Source organism: Frankia sp. CcI156 (assembly GCF_001983015.1).
Lineage (GTDB): Bacteria > Actinomycetota > Actinomycetes > Frankiales > Frankiaceae > Frankia > Frankia casuarinae.
Map to the genome: position 1 here is coordinate 115,012 of NZ_MOMD01000021.1, position 16,025 is coordinate 131,036.

At 71.5% G+C, this 16,025-nt stretch carries 13 protein-coding genes; 8 read left to right on the forward strand and 5 right to left on the reverse strand.

What is annotated here, in order from left to right:
- The first annotated feature begins 92 nt into the window (after nt 1-92).
- Together CcI156_RS09870 and CcI156_RS09875 are read left to right on the forward strand one after the other, a co-directional pair.
- The gene (locus CcI156_RS09870; RefSeq protein WP_254847355.1) at nt 93-2,252 is read left to right on the forward strand and encodes a serine/threonine-protein kinase; all 2,160 of its coding nucleotides are present in this window, start codon (nt 93-95) and stop codon (nt 2,250-2,252) included.
- Nucleotides 2,249-3,298: a protein phosphatase 2C domain-containing protein gene (locus CcI156_RS09875; protein ID WP_023840262.1), complete on the forward strand. Its 1,050-nt coding sequence runs from the start codon at nt 2,249-2,251 to the stop codon at nt 3,296-3,298. The genes CcI156_RS09870 and CcI156_RS09875 overlap by 4 nt, the downstream gene beginning before the upstream one ends.
- Nucleotides 3,299-3,485: 187 nt before the next feature.
- Here the strand turns inward: CcI156_RS09875 and cysE are convergent, their stop codons facing one another.
- Both cysE and cysK read right to left on the reverse strand, forming a co-directional pair.
- Nucleotides 3,486-4,220: a serine O-acetyltransferase gene (cysE, locus tag CcI156_RS27480; RefSeq protein WP_076805377.1), complete on the reverse strand. Its 735-nt coding sequence runs from the start codon at nt 4,218-4,220 to the stop codon at nt 3,486-3,488.
- Nucleotides 4,221-4,226: 6 nt separating this feature from the next.
- Nucleotides 4,227-5,156 (reverse strand): cysteine synthase A, encoded by a 930-nt coding sequence (cysK, locus tag CcI156_RS09885; RefSeq protein ID WP_076805378.1) that lies wholly within the window; start codon nt 5,154-5,156, stop codon nt 4,227-4,229.
- Nucleotides 5,157-5,572: 416 nt separating this feature from the next.
- On the opposite strand from cysK, the gene CcI156_RS09890 reads away from it, so the two are divergent.
- The 4 genes from CcI156_RS09890 (at nt 5,573) to CcI156_RS09905 (ending at nt 9,887) form a co-directional block, all read left to right on the forward strand.
- On the forward strand, nt 5,573-6,787 hold the full coding sequence (locus tag CcI156_RS09890; protein ID WP_076805399.1) for an MmgE/PrpD family protein: 1,215 nt from the start codon (nt 5,573-5,575) through the stop codon (nt 6,785-6,787).
- Nucleotides 6,784-8,043 carry a CaiB/BaiF CoA-transferase family protein gene (locus tag CcI156_RS09895; RefSeq protein ID WP_217697688.1) on the forward strand — a complete coding sequence of 420 codons (1,260 nt, stop codon included), beginning with the start codon at nt 6,784-6,786 and terminating at the stop codon, nt 8,041-8,043. The genes CcI156_RS09890 and CcI156_RS09895 overlap by 4 nt, the downstream gene beginning before the upstream one ends.
- A gap of 83 nt (nt 8,044-8,126) precedes the next feature.
- A complete protein-coding gene (locus CcI156_RS09900) occupies nt 8,127-9,284 on the forward strand; it encodes an acyl-CoA dehydrogenase family protein (RefSeq protein WP_076805379.1) in 1,158 nt (385 codons plus the stop codon).
- A gap of 204 nt (nt 9,285-9,488) precedes the next feature.
- Nucleotides 9,489-9,887, forward strand: a complete 399-nt coding sequence (locus CcI156_RS09905; RefSeq protein ID WP_076805400.1) for an NUDIX hydrolase — start codon at nt 9,489-9,491, stop codon at nt 9,885-9,887.
- A gap of 51 nt (nt 9,888-9,938) precedes the next feature.
- On the opposite strand, the gene CcI156_RS09910 is transcribed toward CcI156_RS09905, so the two are convergent.
- Both CcI156_RS09910 and CcI156_RS09915 read right to left on the reverse strand, forming a co-directional pair.
- Nucleotides 9,939-11,096 (reverse strand): glycerophosphodiester phosphodiesterase, encoded by a 1,158-nt coding sequence (locus tag CcI156_RS09910; protein WP_254847357.1) that lies wholly within the window; start codon nt 11,094-11,096, stop codon nt 9,939-9,941.
- A gap of 309 nt (nt 11,097-11,405) precedes the next feature.
- Nucleotides 11,406-12,992 (reverse strand): serine/threonine-protein kinase, encoded by a 1,587-nt coding sequence (locus CcI156_RS09915; protein WP_371681792.1) that lies wholly within the window; start codon nt 12,990-12,992, stop codon nt 11,406-11,408.
- Between the two features lie 257 nt (nt 12,993-13,249).
- Between CcI156_RS09915 and CcI156_RS09920 the strand changes: the two genes are divergently transcribed.
- Both CcI156_RS09920 and CcI156_RS09925 read left to right on the forward strand, forming a co-directional pair.
- Complete coding sequence (locus tag CcI156_RS09920; RefSeq protein ID WP_035732780.1) at nt 13,250-13,771, forward strand: toxin-antitoxin system HicB family antitoxin; 522 nt, start codon at nt 13,250-13,252, stop codon at nt 13,769-13,771.
- 81 nt (nt 13,772-13,852) lie between these two features.
- Complete coding sequence (locus tag CcI156_RS09925; protein WP_023840256.1) at nt 13,853-14,695, forward strand: DUF4097 family beta strand repeat-containing protein; 843 nt, start codon at nt 13,853-13,855, stop codon at nt 14,693-14,695.
- Between the two features lie 194 nt (nt 14,696-14,889).
- On the opposite strand, the gene CcI156_RS09930 is transcribed toward CcI156_RS09925, so the two are convergent.
- The gene (locus CcI156_RS09930; RefSeq protein WP_076805381.1) at nt 14,890-15,948 is read right to left on the reverse strand and encodes a methyltransferase domain-containing protein; all 1,059 of its coding nucleotides are present in this window, start codon (nt 15,946-15,948) and stop codon (nt 14,890-14,892) included.
- Between the last annotated feature and the right edge of the window lie 77 nt (nt 15,949-16,025).

Here is a 16,025-nt window from a genome sequence, read left to right on the forward strand (position 1 = left end):
CTGCGTTCGGGGGGCGCTCCCCCTCGCCCACCCCTCACCTCAACCCCGATCTCAACCACGATCTCAACCACGATCTCAACCGAGGAGCGTGCGTGAACGCGGTCATCMCCTGCCCGGAGCCGGACTGCGGCGGCGTCGTCGAGGACGGGTCGCGGACCGCACCGAGCCGGCTGGGCGCGGGTCTGGTCGAGGTGCCCGAGCCCGACGTGCCCGAGCCCGACGTGCCGGACCCGGCGTCGATGCTGCTGGCGGACCCGCAGATCCCGGAACGGCGGCGGGCCTGTGCCGGGTGCGGCGCGCCGGTGGGACGCGCCCGGGGCCGCCGGCCCGCGCGTCCCGAGGGCTTCTGCCCGGGATGCGGCCAGCCGTTCTCGTTCCGTCCCACGCTGCACGCCGGTGACCGCGTCGGGCCGTACGAGATCGCGGGGGCCCTCGCGCACGGCGGCCAGGGCTGGATCTACCTCGCCCGGGACCCGAGCGTCGCGGAGGGCTCCTGGGTCGTGCTCAAGGGCCTGCTCGACTCCGGCGACCGCGAGGCACAGGCCGCGGCCATCGCCGAGCGCCGGTTCCTGGCCTCCGTCGACCATCCGGCGATCGTGCGGATCTTCACCTTCGTCGAGCATGCCGGCACGAGCTACATCGTGATGGAGTACATCGGCGGCACCTCGCTGCGGGAGGTGCTGTGCCGGCGTCGGGCCGACGCCGGCCGGCCCGACCCGCTGCCGGTCACCCAGGCCGTCGCCTACCTCCTCGCGGCGCTGCCCGCCTTCGCCTACCTGCACCGAAACGGCCTGGTGTTCGGCGACTTCACACCCGACAACGTGATGCTCGGCCGGGAGACACCGCGCCTGATCGACCTCGACGCGATCCGTCGCATCGACGACGGCGCAGTAGCCGGAGCCGGCTGCGGCACCCTCGGCTACCAGGCACCCGAGGTGCCCACCACCGGCCCCTCGGTCGCCTCCGACCTGTTCGCCGTGGGACGCACTCTCGCGACCCTCATCCTGGACTTCCGCGGTAACACCTCGACCTACCTGCACACGATGCCACCGGCGGCGGACCATCCCGTCCTCGCCCGGCACGAGTCGCTGTACCGGTTCCTGCTCAAGGCGACCGCGCCCGATCCCGACCGCCGCTTCACCGGCGCCGAGGAGATGCACGACGAACTGCTGGGGGTGCTGCGGGAGATCGTCGCGGCCGAACGCGGGACACCGGCCCCGGCGCCGGCGCCGAGCCGGCGGTTCACCGGCGACCTCCACCCCACCGGCGAAGGTGGCCTCACCGGCGAAGGTGGCCTCACCGGCGAAGGTGGCCTCACCGGCGAAGGTGGCCTCACCGGCGAAGGTGGCCTCACCGCGCTGCCGCCGTGGTCGGTGCTGCCCCGGCTACGGGCCGACCCCGACGACCCGGCGGCGGACCCGCTCACCGCCCTGCCGGACCTCGCGCCCGAGCAGCTCGCCGAGCTGCTCGGTGCGATGGGAACCACCAGCGTCGGGGCGCGCCTGCACCTGGCCGACCTGCGGATGCGCCTGGGCCGGACCGCCGCCGCCCGCGAGATGCTCGCCGAGATCGAGGCGGAGGACCCCTTCGAGTGGCGGGTGGACTGGCAGCGCGGGCTGCTGGCACTCGCCGACGGCGACACCGCCGCGGCCCGCGGCGCGTTCGACCGGGTCTACGACGAGGTCCCGGGCGAGCTCGCGCCGAAGCTGGCGCTGGCGCGCACCGCGGAGGCCGCCGGCGACCTCCCCCGGGCGCAGCAGCTGTATGACCTGGTGTCGCGCACCGACGACGCGTTCACCGGCGCGGCGTTCGGGCTGGCGCGGGTGCGGATCGCCGCGGGCAACCGCGACGGTGCGGTGGCCGCCTACCGCCGGGTACCACCGGCCTCGGCCGCCCACGTCGACGCCCAGATCCGGCTGGCCCGGGTACTCGGCACGGTGACCGTGGCCGGCGTCCCCAACCGGGCCGGCATCATGGCCGCGTCGGACGTGCTGGCCGGCCTGGACCTCGACTCGGGCCGCCGGGCCGCTCTCACCCGGGATCTGCTGACCACCGCGCTCGACCTGGTGGCGGCCGGCACGCTCCCGGTGGACCCGGGCGTCACGGTCGCCGGTGCCGCACTGCGGGAAGCGGACCTGCGCTTCGGCCTGGAACGCGCCTACCGGGAGCTCGCCCGGCTGGCCGCGACCACCGACGAGCGGTACGCCCTCGTCGACCTCGCCAACCGTGTCCGCCCGCGGACCCTGGTATGAACGCCGGACAGCGGCCGGGACCGGCGTCGGGGCCACGGGACCCCGGCCTGGCGGACCCCGGCACGGCGGACCCCGGCACGGCGGACCCCGGCACGGCGGACCCCGGCACGGCGGGACGCTGCCCCGGCTGCGCGGCGCCGGTCCTTCCCGACGACCGGTTCTGCGAACGCTGCGGCGTGGCCCTGACGGCGGCCGGCCGCGAGCCCGGCGACCGGATCGATGTCGACCTGACGATCGCGGCCGGCGTGTCGGACCGCGGCCTCGTCCACCGGAGCAACGAGGACGGGTTCGCCCTCGCCGTCGTCGGCCCACCCGGGCCAGCCGGCCCGGCCTATCCAGCCGACCTGCCCGGCCCGGCCCGCCCGGCGGTCGTGGCGGTCGTGTGCGACGGGGTGTCGACGGCTCCCGGCTCGGGACCGGCCGCCGTGGCCGCTGCCCGGGACGCCACCGCCTTCCTGGCCGACGCCGTGGGCACGCCGAGGTCTCCCGAGCCGACGGGCGGCGGCGTCCCCTGGGAGAACGCCGCGCTGCGGGCGGCGGCCGCGGCCGCCCAGCGCAGCGCCGTCGCCTCGATCACCAGCCCCGACGACGCGCCGGCCTGCACGTTCGTCGCGGCGATCGTGACGGCGGACCGGCTCGCCGTCGGCTGGCTCGGGGACAGCAGAGCCTACCTACTCGGCCCGCGGGGCGCGCACCTGCTGACCGAGGACGACACGCTGGCGGCCGAGGCGGTGCGGGCCGGCCTGCTTCCGGCCGAGCTGGCCGAGACGGCGCCCGGCGCCCACACCATCACCCACTGGATCGGGACGGGCAGCGGGTCGGCGGTACCGCGCGTCGTCTCGCTGCCCCTCACCGGGCCGGGACGGGTGGTGCTGTGCAGCGACGGGCTGTGGAACTACGCCTCGGCCGCCACGGCCCTCGCCGGTCACGTCGGGCGCCTGCCGGCGGACGCGCCCGCCGCCGCGGTCGCCCACCATCTCGCCTCGGTGGCGCTGGCCGCCGGCGGCGCGGACAACATCACCGTGGTCGTCATCGACATATTCTGACTCAGCTCCAGAATTGCGAGGTCTAAACCGACGGAATCAAGTGGTTATGGCGACGCATGCTTTGCCGGCAAATCCTGGCTCGACCGGATCCCCAGGGACACCGGTCGAGCCAGGGGCGTCACCGATCAGGTCGTTGATCAGGTCGTTGATCAGGTCGCCGATTAAGGTCGTTGATTAAGGTTGTTGATCAGATGGAGAAGTCCTCGCCGTGCCACACACCGGCCTGGGGCGGGCGGATCGTGGGACGGGCTGCGACCCGCCCGTCGGCGCGGCCGTCGGTGTTCCCGGTGTTCCCGTCGAGCACCGCCTCCAGCTGGTCGACCCGGGTGAGCAGGGACTTCAGGCTGACGCCGACGAGGTCGGGGAGCACGTCGTCCTGACCGGGCAGGGCGGTGGCCGGCCGGGGACGGCTGGGGGTGATGACCTGGCCGGGGACGCCAACGACCACTGAGCCGGGCGGCACGGGCCGCACGACGACGGCGTTGGCCCCGATGCGGCTGTCCGAGCCGACGGTGATGTTGCCGAGAACCTTGGCGCCGGCACCGATGATCACTCGGTCGCCGATGGTGGGGTGCCRCTTGGTCGGTTCCAGGCTGGTGCCGCCGAGGGTGACCCCGTGGTAGATCGTGACGTCGGCGCCGACCTCGGCGGTCTCCCCGATGACCACGCCGGTGGCGTGGTCGATGAAGACGCCGGGGCCGAGCGTGGCGGCGGGGTGGATCTCGACCCCGGTGAGCATGYGGGTGAGCGTGGCAACCACGCGCCCGGGCAGCCGCAGGTCACGGGTCCACAGCCAGTGGCTGATCCGGTGGCCCCAGACGGCGTGCACGCCGGGATAGCACAGGGCGATCTCGAGGGTGGAGCGGGCGGCCGGATCCCGTTCCTTCACCGTGCGCAGGTCATGGCGCAGCGTCGAGAGCACAGCCGGTCACCCGAGCCCGGCGAACAACGGTGTGCTCAGGTAGCGCTCGCCGAAGTCCGGAAGCACGACGACGACCAGCTTCCCGGCGTTCTCCGGGCGGCGGGCTACCTGCAGCGCCGCCGACACCGCCGCGCCCGAGGAGATGCCCACCAGGAGTCCCTCCTCCTGGGCCAGCCGGCGGGCCAGGTCGAAGGCGTCCTCACCATCGACCTGGATGATCTCGTCGACGAGGCCGGTCTCCAGGACCGGCGGGACGAACCCGGCGCCGATGCCCTGGATCGGGTGCGGTCCCTTCACGCCGCCCGAGAGCACCGGCGATGCCGACGGCTCCACGGCGACGAACCGGGCCTCGGGCCTGCGCTCCTTGATGACCTGGGCGACGCCGGTGATGGTCCCGCCGGTGCCGACTCCGGCGACGAGCACGTCGATCTGCCCGTCGGTGTCGCGCCAGATCTCCTCGGCGGTCGTGGCGCGGTGGATCGCCGGGTTGGCCGGGTTCTCGAATTGCTGCGGGATGAGGTACCGTTCGTCGTTCTTCGCGAGCTCCTCCGCCTTCGCGATGGCGCCGGGCATGCCCTCGGCAYCGGGGGTGAGCACGAGCTCCGCGCCGAGGGCCCGCAGCAGCATCCGCCGCTCGGTGCTCATCGTCTCAGGCATCGTCAGGACGCAGCGGTAGCCGCGGGCGGCGCACACCATGGCCAGGGYGATGCCGGTGTTCCCACTGGTGGGTTCGAGGATGACGGTGTCCGGCCCGATCAGCCCGGCCCGCTCCACGGCGTCGATCAGGGCCACACCGAGACGGTCCTTCACGCTGTGCGCCGGGTTGAAGGACTCCAGTTTGGCCACGACCTGGGCTCCCACTCCGTCCGTGACGCGACGCAATCGGACCAGCGGCRTGTTGCCGATCAGTTGCGTGATGTCTTCCGCGATCCTCATCGATGTTCTCCTCTGCCGGGCCCCGTGGTCATCCACTCTGCCAGGCCCGCACCTTCCCGWCCTTCCTGACGACCTCGACGGGCCTGCTGGTTCGTCCACGGCCGGGAAAGTTAGGCCCACAGGTCCCCCGGGCCAACATCCGGAAGCCCCGGCCCGCCGGGTCGTCGTACCTGTACCGGCGTACCTGTACCGGCGCCTCAGGCCAGGCRCACAGTAGCCAWCAACCCCCGGCAGCCATCAACCCCCCGGCAGCGAGTGCCTGGGTGGACTCCACGGTGACCATGCCGCTCAGCGAGTCACCGATCACTATTAGCCGTACATTATTCTCCGGACGGGTATGTGCGCCGCGGACACGGGCGATCCAGACACGGGCGATCCAGGTGTGGCCCCGCGCTGGCGGGAGTCGGGAGTTGTGGATGGAACCGACCGCCGAGACGTTGGCCCGGTGGGCGCACGACTACGCGCCGAGTGCCGCGGACCTCGACCTGGCGCAGCGCTCGCTGCTCGACACGATAGCGGTCACGCTCGCCGCCCGGCAGGACGATCTGGTGGCGCTGTCGGCCGGGCTGCCGGACGCGGCGCGCTGGGCGGCGGTCGGGCACGTCCTGGATTTCGACGACCTGCACCTGGAGTCGACCACCCACATCAGCGTGGTGTGCGTCCCCGCGACGCTGGCCGTCGGCGGGGACGCCCGCGCCTACCTGGCGGGGGCCGGGATGATGGCGCGGCTCGGGGTGGCGCTGGGCTGGTCGCACTATGCCGGCGGATGGCACGCCACCTGTACGGCCGGGGCGCCGGCCGCCGCCGTGTCCGCGTCGGTGGCGCTGGGCCTGTCGGCCGAGCGGATCGCCACCGCGATCGCGCTCTCGGTTCCCGCGGCCGGCGGGGTGCAGCGGGCATTCGGTTCCGCCGGCAAGTCCCTGCAGGTCGGCTTCGCCGCCGACGCGGGAGTTCGGGCGGCGAGGCTGGCCGCCGCCGGCGCCACCGCGGATCCGACCGCGCTGGATGCATGGCTCCGACTGGTCGGCGGCGACCCGGACCGCATCGACGTGACCGGCCCGGCGGTTCCCGGCGGGCTGGCGATCAAGATTTTTCCCTGCTGCTACGCACTGCAACGCCCGATCAGCGCGCTGCGCGAGCACCTGCCTGCCGACGTCGTCGCCTCGGGCATCACCGCGATCGAGGTGAGCACACCCGAGGGCGCGGTGCAGCYACTGATCCACCATCGGCCCCGCACCGGGCTGCAGGGGAAGTTCAGCCTTGAATATGCCATCGCCGCCGCACTGCTAGACCCCCATCCCGGCTTCGGGAGTTTCACCGACCTCGCCGTGACCCGACCCGAAGCCCAGCGTCTGCTCCAGCTCGTAGCCGTCACCGAGACCCCGGGCGGTGACGGGCTGCTCTCCGGCCGCATCGATATCACGCTCACCCTCAGCGGTGGCGCCCGGTACTCGGTGAGCCAGCGGCTGCCACCCGGGTCGCCCGGGCGGCCACCTTCGGACCAGGACCTGCGCGCCAAGATCGCCGACTGTGGCCCCGACGTTCCCGCGCTGCTGACCGGACTGGACTGGGCGCGTGCCGCGACGCTGCTGGCAGACCACCTGCCTGGCCAAAGGAGCGGCCTGACGTGACCGAGCACCACATGACCGAGCACCAGCGGCACCGCACTGCGCCGGGCGCCGCCCCGGACTCCCCTTCGCCGCACGTCCCGCTGCCGTTGGCCGGGGTGACCGTGGTCAGCCTGGAGCAGGCCGTCGYGGCCCCGTTCGCCACCCGCCAGCTGGCTGATTTCGGCGCGCGGGTCATCAAGATCGAACGGCCCGACGGCGGCGACTTCGCCCGCCGCTACGACGTGTCGGTGCACGGCCAGTCGAGCTACTTCGTGTGGCTCAACCGCTCCAAGGAATCCCTCACCCTGGACGTGAAAACCGCCGAGGGGCGCGCGGTTCTGGAGGAGCTGCTGGCCAGGGCCGACGTGCTGGTGCAGAACCTCGGCCCCGGCGCCGCCGCTCGCCTCGGCCTCGACGCCTCGTCCCTGGCCGACCGGCACCCTCGGGTGATCCCCTGCACGATCTCCGGCTACGGTACCGACGGGCCCTGGGCCGACCGGAAAGCCTACGACCTGCTCGTGCAGTGCGAGACCGGCCTCGTGTCGCTGACCGGTAGCCCGGACCAGATGGCGAAGGCCGGGATCTCGGTCGCCGACATCGCCGCCGGCATGTACGCCTACACCGGCATCCTCACCGCCCTCTACCGGCGCGCCACCACGGGGTCGGTCTCCGCGGTCGAGGTATCGTTGTTCGAGGCCCTYGCCGAGTGGATGGGTTCACCGGCCTACTACACCCGGTACGGCGGGCGGCAACCGGCACGGGTCGGCGCTCAGCACGCCACCATCGCCCCCTACGGCCCGTTCACCACCGCCGAGGACCAGACGGTGCTGCTGGCCATCCAGAACGAACGCGAATGGCACGCCTTCTGCCGGATCGTGCTCGACGACCCGACCCTGACCGAGGACCACCGCTTCGCGACCAACTCCGCACGCGTCGCCCACCGCGACGCCCTCAACGGGGTGATCGCGGACCGATTCGCCGCGCTCGATACCGGCACAGTGCTGGCGTTGCTGGCCAAAGCCGGTATCGCCAACGCCCGACTGAACTCCGTCGCCCACTTCCTCGACCATCCCGTCCTGACTGGCCGCGACCGGTGGCGCACCGTTGCCACCCCCGGCGGYGACATCGGTGCCCTCCTGCCTCCGGCCACCCTCACCGACCTGGACCCGGTGATGAACCCCGTTCCCGCCCTCGGCGAACACACCGACACCATCCTGCGCAGCCTGGGCCGCACCGATACCGCCATCGCCGCGCTCCGTGCCGACGGCGTCATCTGACCYCCGCCGACCCCCGGCCCCCCATCCAACGAGGACCAGCCATCCAAGAGCCATCCAAGAGGACCAGCCGAAGAGGACCCGGCGTGAGTACCTTGACCGCAGAAGAAAAAGCCATCGTCGACACCGTGCGCGACTTCGTCGATCGGGAGGTCCKCCCGGTCGCCCGGGACCTGGAACACGCCAACGACTATCCCGAGAAGCTCATCGAGCAGATGAAAAAGCTCGGCATCTTCGGCCTGACCATTCCGGAACCCTACAGCGAGGTTGCCGTCTCCACCCCCTGCTACGTCCAGGTCACCGAGCAGCTCGCCCGCGGCTGGATGAGCCTGGCCGGCGCGATGGGTGGCCACACCGTCGTCTCCACACTCATCCTCACCTTCGGCACCGAGCAGCAGAAGCTGCGTTATCTGCCCGCACTGGCCAGCGGTGAGATCCGCGCCACGATGGCGTTGACCGAACCCGCTGGAGGTTCCGACCTGCAGGCCCTCACCACCAGCGCCCGCCGCGCCGGTGAGCACTACGTGGTCAACGGGTCGAAGACGTGGATCACCAACGCCCGCCGCTCCCAGCTGATCGCGCTGCTGTGCAGGACCGATCCGAAAGCCGAGCCCAGGCACAAGGGCATCAGCATCCTGCTCGTCGAACCCGGCGACGGATTCACCGTGTCCAGAGACCTGCCAAAACTCGGCTACAAGGGCGTCGAAAGCTGTGAGCTGTCCTTCGATGACTACCATGTCCCCGTCGATGCGCTGCTCGGCGGTGAGGAAGGCCGCGGATTCGCGCAGATGATGAAGGGCCTGGAGATCGGCCGGATCCAGGTCGCCGCCCGCGCCCTCGGTGTCGCCCGCGCCGCGCTGGACGACGCACTGCGTTACGCCCAGGAACGCGAGGCCTTCGGCAAGCCGATCTGGAAACACCAGTCCATCGGCAACTACCTCGCCGACATGGCCACCAAGTACACCGCTGCCCGCCAGCTCGTGCTCCTGGCCGCCGACCGCTACGACGCCGGCGACCGATGCGACCTGGAAGCCGGGATGGCCAAGCTGTTCGCCTCGGAAACCGCGATGGAGATCGCRCTCAACGCGGTCCGGGTGCACGGCGGCTACGGCTACTCCACCGAGTTCGACGTCGAACGCTACTTCCGTGACGCCCCACTCATGATCATCGGCGAAGGCACCAACGAGATCCAGCGCAACGTCATCGCCGCCCAGCTCGTCGCCCGAGGGGGAATCACCCCTTGATGGGAATCATCCCTTGACCAGCATCGCCGCCGTCCGTACCCGGCGACGTCCGGCGATCCTCCCGATCATGGTGCCGGCTGAACCGCGGAGGGTCAGGCACGGTTCACGACCTGCGGGCCGTGCCGAACCCTCCACACTCAACCCTCCACACTTTTCCGTCGCGACGTCGGCCTCCTCCCTACACTGGTTCCCGTGACGGCGGCGGTGGRCAAACGGCAGGCCGTGGTCGCGGTGCTGCTGAGGGCCGGTCGCGTACTGGTCATCCGGCGTGGGCCGCAGGCGCGGAGACCGGGCTACTGGGCTCCGCTGAGCGGCCGGATCGAGCCCGGCGAGAGCCAGGCGGCGGCGCTGGTTCGCGAGGTCCGTGAGGAGGTGGGGCTGGCGGTCACCCCCCTTGCGAAGGTCTGGGAATGCGACACCGACGACGGCAGCTACCAGCTGCACTGGTGGACCGCCGAGGTCGGATCCGACGAGGAACTGATCCTCGACCCGGGCGAGGTGAGCGACGCCCGCTGGGTGACGCCGCACGAGTTCACCCGGCTGGAGCTCACGTTCGCCGGTCACCACGAATTCTTMGAACGGGTGCTTCCGACCCTCGGTTAACCGGCTGTCCGATGTCGAGGCGGACCTGCCGGCGGGTCATTGTGGGGCGGGTCATTGAGTGGCGTGGTGGCCGGCCGGTGGKGGTCCGGGGTTCGGGAGGCCGGCGGCGACGGCCCGGGCGCGGACGCCGATATCGGCCTGGTCGGTGAACAGCCCGTCGATGCCCGTCTTGAGATAGGCAACCTGTTCGTCGACGGCCCGGCCGAGGTCGCTGGGGTTGGCGCCCACCTGGTAGTCCTTCGGGAGGAAGGTGTTCTCCGCGCGGAAGGTGTACGGGTGCACCACCAACCCGGCGGCGTGGGCGTCGGTGACCAGGGAGGTCGGGGTACCCAGCGTCCCGTCCCCGGCCCGGGGGATGATCTGAAGCTTGTCCGGGCCGATGCCGTTCGCGTAGCGGGCGATCTGCCACAGCCCGGCCAGCGTCGACAGATCCTGGTACGTCCGCGGGTCGCCGGCATTGACGAGATCGAACGGTGCGCCCGTGGCGGACAGCAGCTGTACCGAGGCCGTGCGCAGGCCGAGTGTGCGCAGCTCGCAGAGATTCGTGGTCTCAAAGGACTGGACGTACACCGGCGCGCCCCGGTGGTTCAGGCCGTACCGGACCAGGATGTCCAGCAGCCGCCGCTCCAGGGGCAGGCCGGCCTTGGCGAAGTAGGTCGGGTKCTTGGTCTCCGGGTAGACGCCGATCTCGCGGCCGAGTTCCCGGGACAGCCGGGCGCGCAGGTCGAGCAGTTCGGTGAACGTCGGGATCTCGGACTGGCCGTCGTACCTGGTGTTCCGCGGGCGGACCTCGGGCAGCCGTTCCTTGGCGCGCAGCGTCTTCAGTTCGGCCAGGGTGAAGTCCTCGGTGAACCAGCCGGTGGTCGCGACGCCGTCGAGAATCTTCGTCGTCCGGCGGGCGGCGAACTCGGGATGCGCGACGACGTCGGTGGTTCCGCCGATCTCCGGCTCGTGCCGGCAGACCAGGACGCCGTCCCTGGTGGACACGAGGTCCGGCTCGACGAAGTCGGCACCCAACCGGGCGGCCAGTTCGTAGGAGGCCAGGGTGTGCTCCGGGCGGTAGCCGGCCGCTCCCCGATGCCCGATCACCAGTGTCGGGCGACGCTGGCCACCGCCGGAACCAAGGGCGCCCGCCGGGGCGACCGACGCGGCTACCGGGACGAGGAGAGGGACGGCGGCGAAAGGCGCTGCGACGATCCCCGCGAGCACGCGACGACGGTCCACAAGTCCTCCAGCGCAGCGGCGACGACCCTCGCCGACGGAGCGCCCATAAAGCCAACCGGAAACAGCCGACCAACGAACGGACCACGTGTTACCCGCCGTGGTCGCCCAGATGGCACTTTGATGAACCTGGCGCACGAACAGCCGGCCGTAACCATCAGCCGCGCGCAACGGTGACGACCTCGGTCAGCCCGCCTCCGTCAGCGTGCGGACCGCGGTGACACGAGCGGCCCTACAGCCGGCCGGTCGGTACGGGCCGCTACGGTGCTGTGCCGGGCAGCGGGGAACAGAACCCGCTCAGCCCGGGGCTGCCGGGGCGGCCGACACCCGGACACCGCAGGTGAGGTTGGCCAGGTAGACCTGGGTGCGTCCGCTCGGGTCCAGCAGCAACGGCGGACCGCCGCGGGCCGCGGTACCGAAGCTGATCTCCCGGCCGTCGGCGGCGTCGTGGAGCTGCAGCCCGCAGTCGTCCGAGCCGGCGAAGTCCACGACCTCGACCCGGACAAGGCCCGAGGCGACCTCGAACGCGTCGGTGTCGCCGGTGCCGGCCTRCTGGGCGAAGGGCAGGACGGCCGTCCCCGATCCGGAGCGGGCCGTCACCGAGCACCCGGGGTCGTTGGCCCGCCAGTGGAAGCCGCCGACAAGCGGTACCTGGAAGGTCTTCGCGCCGTAGACCTCCTTGATCGCCTTCTGCTCGCCGGTGCTGTCGCTGGTCACGGTGATCGTGCACCCGTTGTCGGTGCCCTCGATCTGGTCGATGATCGCGAGACGCCACGGCGCGTCGGCGGTGAAGGACTGCCGGCCACTCGCCGAGTTGTCCGCGCTCGAGTTGTCGCCCCCGATCACCAGCACGGCGGCGAGCGCCCCCGCGAGCGCGAGGATCACGACGGTGCCGGCGCCCACCAACAGCCAGCGACGGCGACGGCGTGCCCGCGGCTCGGATGAAGCCGGGATCTGCGGTGCAGCCGGGATCTGCGGTGCAGCCGGTGGGGTGGGTGTCCGGGCGGCGTCGGGAAGGACGCGCGTCACCGGGATCCGCGCCCCCCGGGCGTGACCGACGAGCCGCTCGCACAGGTCGAGCGCGGTGGGCCGTTGCGGCGGCTGGCGGTCGAGTGCCTCGCGGACGGGCGCGTGCAGCTCCGGAGCGAGYCGGTCGAAGTCGATCTGGAACTCGGCGGCCGCGATCCGCGACGCCACCGCGTCGGCGGAGCCGCTGCCGAACGGCGGCTGGCCGGTGGCTGCAAAGCAGACCAGGGCCCCCCAGCCGAACACGTCGCTGGCCGCGGTGACCTCCCCGCCTGTGGCCTGCTCCGGCGAGAGCCACCCGGGCGTGCCGACGACTCCGCCCACCGCGGTCAGCGGGCGCGCCTCGGCCGCCGCGGCGATCCCGAAGTCGATGACCTTCGGCCCGTCCGCGGTCCACAGCACATTGGACGGTTTGAGATCGCGGTGGATCAGGCCGGCCGCGTGGATGGACGCCAACGCCTCGGCGAGCCCGGCCGCCAGGATGATCTGCTCCCCGGTGGACAGGGGGCCGGCCGCCGCGACCTGGGCGGCGAGGTCCGGGGCGTCGACGAACTCGGTGGCCAGCCATGGACGTTCGGCCTCCAGCTCGAAGTCGACGAGCCGGGCGGTGTGGGCACCGCCGACCCGGAAACACGCCTGGACCTCGCGATGGAATCGCGCCCGGAACTGCGGATCGTCGGCGTACTCCGGTCGGATCAGCTTGACCGCGACCTGGCCGAGGGGACCCTCGGCCAGGTAGACCACACCCATCCCGCCGGCACCGAGCCTGCCCAGCACCCGGTGCCGGCCCAGCGACCCCGGATCCGTGGCCCGCGGCGGCTGCATCCTGACGCCGTGCGCGTCGCCCGGCACATCCACCCCCGTCTGCTCACCGCCGCCACCGAGCGGGTCGCCCCACTATCGCCGAGGCCTGCGACGGTGACGAGAGCACCCCGACGATCGCTACTTTTCGTAGTCGTCGCACGCGACGAGGGTGCGCGACCGCCCCGCCGACGGCCGTACCGGCCGGACAGCCGAGGCGACGGCGTCCATGACGGCATCCGCGACCGCGTCTGTGACGTCTTACTGGCCACCAGAGCTTGCACATGACGTCAACTTGGCGCCATTATGGCGTCATGGACCTTGCACCGTATGTCGAGAACCTCCGCCGGGAACTCGCGGCAGCCGCGGAAGCCGGGGGTGAGGACGCCCGCGCGCTGGCCGAGCGGCTCGCCCTGCCGCTGGACTCGGCCGTCAGGCTCGCCCTGCTGGAGGCGCTGTCGGCCGCCGCCGACGAGATCACCCGAGAGTTGGCACCGGGCTCGGTCGAGGTACGCCTGCGTGGGCGGGACCCTGATTTTGTCGTGACGCCACCGCCGGCCGACCACTCGGATGCGGACGACTTCGAGGCCGCCGTGGTCAGGCAACCGTCCGCCGCTCCAGAGGACGACGAGGGACGTACCTCGCGGATCACGCTACGCGTCCCCGAGCGTCTCAAACCGCGCATCGATGAAGCGGCCGAGCACGAAGGACTGTCCGTCAACGCCTGGCTGGTGCACGCCGTCTGCGCCGCGCTCGACCCCGGTGCCGCGGGGCGGCGCACCGGTCCGCACGCAGGCCAGCAGATGGGACTGCGTTACAGCGGCTGGGTGCGTTAGCCGCGCCGGCGTTCACCACGCCGGCGTTCACCGCGTCCGGGCAAGCCATGTCCAGGCTGACGACGTTACAAGGAGATCATCATGCCGACTTTCCGCACCCCCGAACCGATCCTCGCCGTCATCGAACTCGGGACCGGCCACGTCCGGATCAACGCGAGCGACCGCGCCGACACGGTCGTGGAGGTACGCCCGAGCGACCCGTCGCACGACACCGACGTGCGGACGGCGCGGGAGACCCGCATCGAATATGACAAAGGCAAGCTTCACCTCAGAGCGCCCAGGAAGACGGCCCGCTCGCTGTTCGGGTCGGACGGCTCCGTCACCGTGACAGTCGAGCTGCCCACCGGTTCGCGGGTCGAGGCGAGCTCGATGACCAACATCCAGAGCACGGGCCGCCTGGGCGATTCCAGCTTCCACACCGCCACCGGCGACATTGACCTTGACCAGACCGGCAGGCTCCGGCTGGGGACCGCCGACGGGAACGTGTCCGTGGGCCGCACGACCGGGCACGCCGAGATCAAGACCTCGAACGGCATGATCCGGATCCGCGAGATCGACGGCTCGGCGGTAGTCAAGACGGCCAACGGGGGCGTCACCATCGGTGAGGTGACGGGGGACGCACGGCTGATCACTGTCTCCGGTGCCATCACCGTCGACCGCGCGCTGGCGGGCGTCGAGGCCAGGACCGCCTCGGGCAGCGTGCGGATCGGCGAAGTGGTGCGCGGCACAGTCGCGCTCGTATCCGGTTCCGGCCGGCTCGAAGTGGGAGTACGGAAAGGTACCGCCGCCCTGCTGGACGTCCGCTCGGGATGCGGCGGTGTGCACAGCGAACTGACCGCCATCCACGCCCCCGCGCCCACCGACGAGACCGTCGAGGTGCGCGCCCGTAGCGGCGACGGCGACATCCTGATCCACCGTGCCTGACCGTTCCCGAAGCGCGAGCCGGCCCGGCTACGCCTTCCGCTCGATGGCGCCGTAGCCGCTGACCCGGGCGTCGGTCAGGTCAGCGGGCATGGTGCGTCGGGCCGCCAGCGGCGTGCCACCTGCACCCCCTCAAGGGCGGCCTTCGGCCGCCGGCAGGTCGGCCTGTCGGAGCGTTCCGCCCTCCCGTGTCCGGCTCAGCGGAGAAGGATGGCGTGGTCCGGGTTGTCGAGCCAGAAGGTTTGCCCGTCGGGAGTCACAGTGAGCCCGAACCGATCGCGGGAGGGCCGGCCGGAGTTCATCCACCAGTCGTAGGCCGTCTCCAGCTCGTCCCAGAGTCGACGCGGCCCGTACTGGGTGATCTCGTGCTCGTCCAGGCCTGCGGTCAGCGATGCCCAGGACTGCGACGGGCTGTGAGACAGCAACAGGGTGTTCGCGGGGCCGCCTTCGTCGATGTCCCCGGTCGTGCAGCCCRGCAGCCACAAGCCGACCGCGAACCMGGTCGCCGCATCATCGAAAGGCTCGCGGAGATACCGGCGGGTGGGCCTGACGTCCGCGTCGTCCTCACCCAGCCACCACACATGCGGGTCGCGCCGCTGGTTCCGTAGCCGCATGAACCCGGCCTCATCGTGGAACCGGCCGCGGGCCACACCATCGTCATCGACGACCAGAACCGCCAACGCCCCGTCGAAGGTACCGGCGAACGGGAACACGATCCGCCCCCCGGGCCGGGTCTGCTCCACCCACGAACAGGGGACCACCGACACTGACGCTGTTGCGATCACACGGTCGTACGGTGCGCCCGCCGGATAGCCCGCGGTCCCATCCCCTGCGATCACCCGCACGGGATGGCCGGTCCGGTCCAACGCCGCCCGTGCCTGTCCGGCTATCATCGGGTCGACTTCCATGCTGGTCACCTGACCGGAACCGGCCTGCACCGCGAGAAGCGCAGCGTTGTAGCCGGTACCTGTCCCGRTCTCCAGCACGCGCATTCCCGGGCGCACGCCGAGGAGATCAAGCATCCGGTCGACCACCCACCGCGCACTACACGAACTGGTCGGGATGATCCCCTTACCGTCGTACTTGTCCCTACCATCGTCTACCTGGGTGGTGATCGCCTGATCGCTACGGACCAGCGCCAACCACCCTTCCGGATCTTCGCTTCGACGGAGCGGAACCAGGAAGAATCCGTCATCACCGGTCACCCAGACCTCATCCGGGATGAAGTCCTCCCGGTTCACCACCCGCCCGCTCATGCCTTCCCGGTGCCCTTGCATAGCTGACAGGTTTTCTTCTCCTTCGTCCCGTCGTTGACAACTTCGACCGTCCCATC

Excerpts from the sequence above, each read along its gene's own strand:
- CcI156_RS09875 (WP_023840262.1), top strand. The coding sequence starts at position 2,249 with ATGAACGCCGGACAGCGGCCGGGACCGGCGTCGGGGCCACGGGACCCC.
- CcI156_RS09920 (WP_035732780.1), top strand. The coding sequence starts at position 13,250 with ATGGACCTTGCACCGTATGTCGAGAACCTCCGCCGGGAACTCGCGGCA.
- CcI156_RS09925 (WP_023840256.1), top strand. The coding sequence starts at position 13,853 with ATGCCGACTTTCCGCACCCCCGAACCGATCCTCGCCGTCATCGAACTC.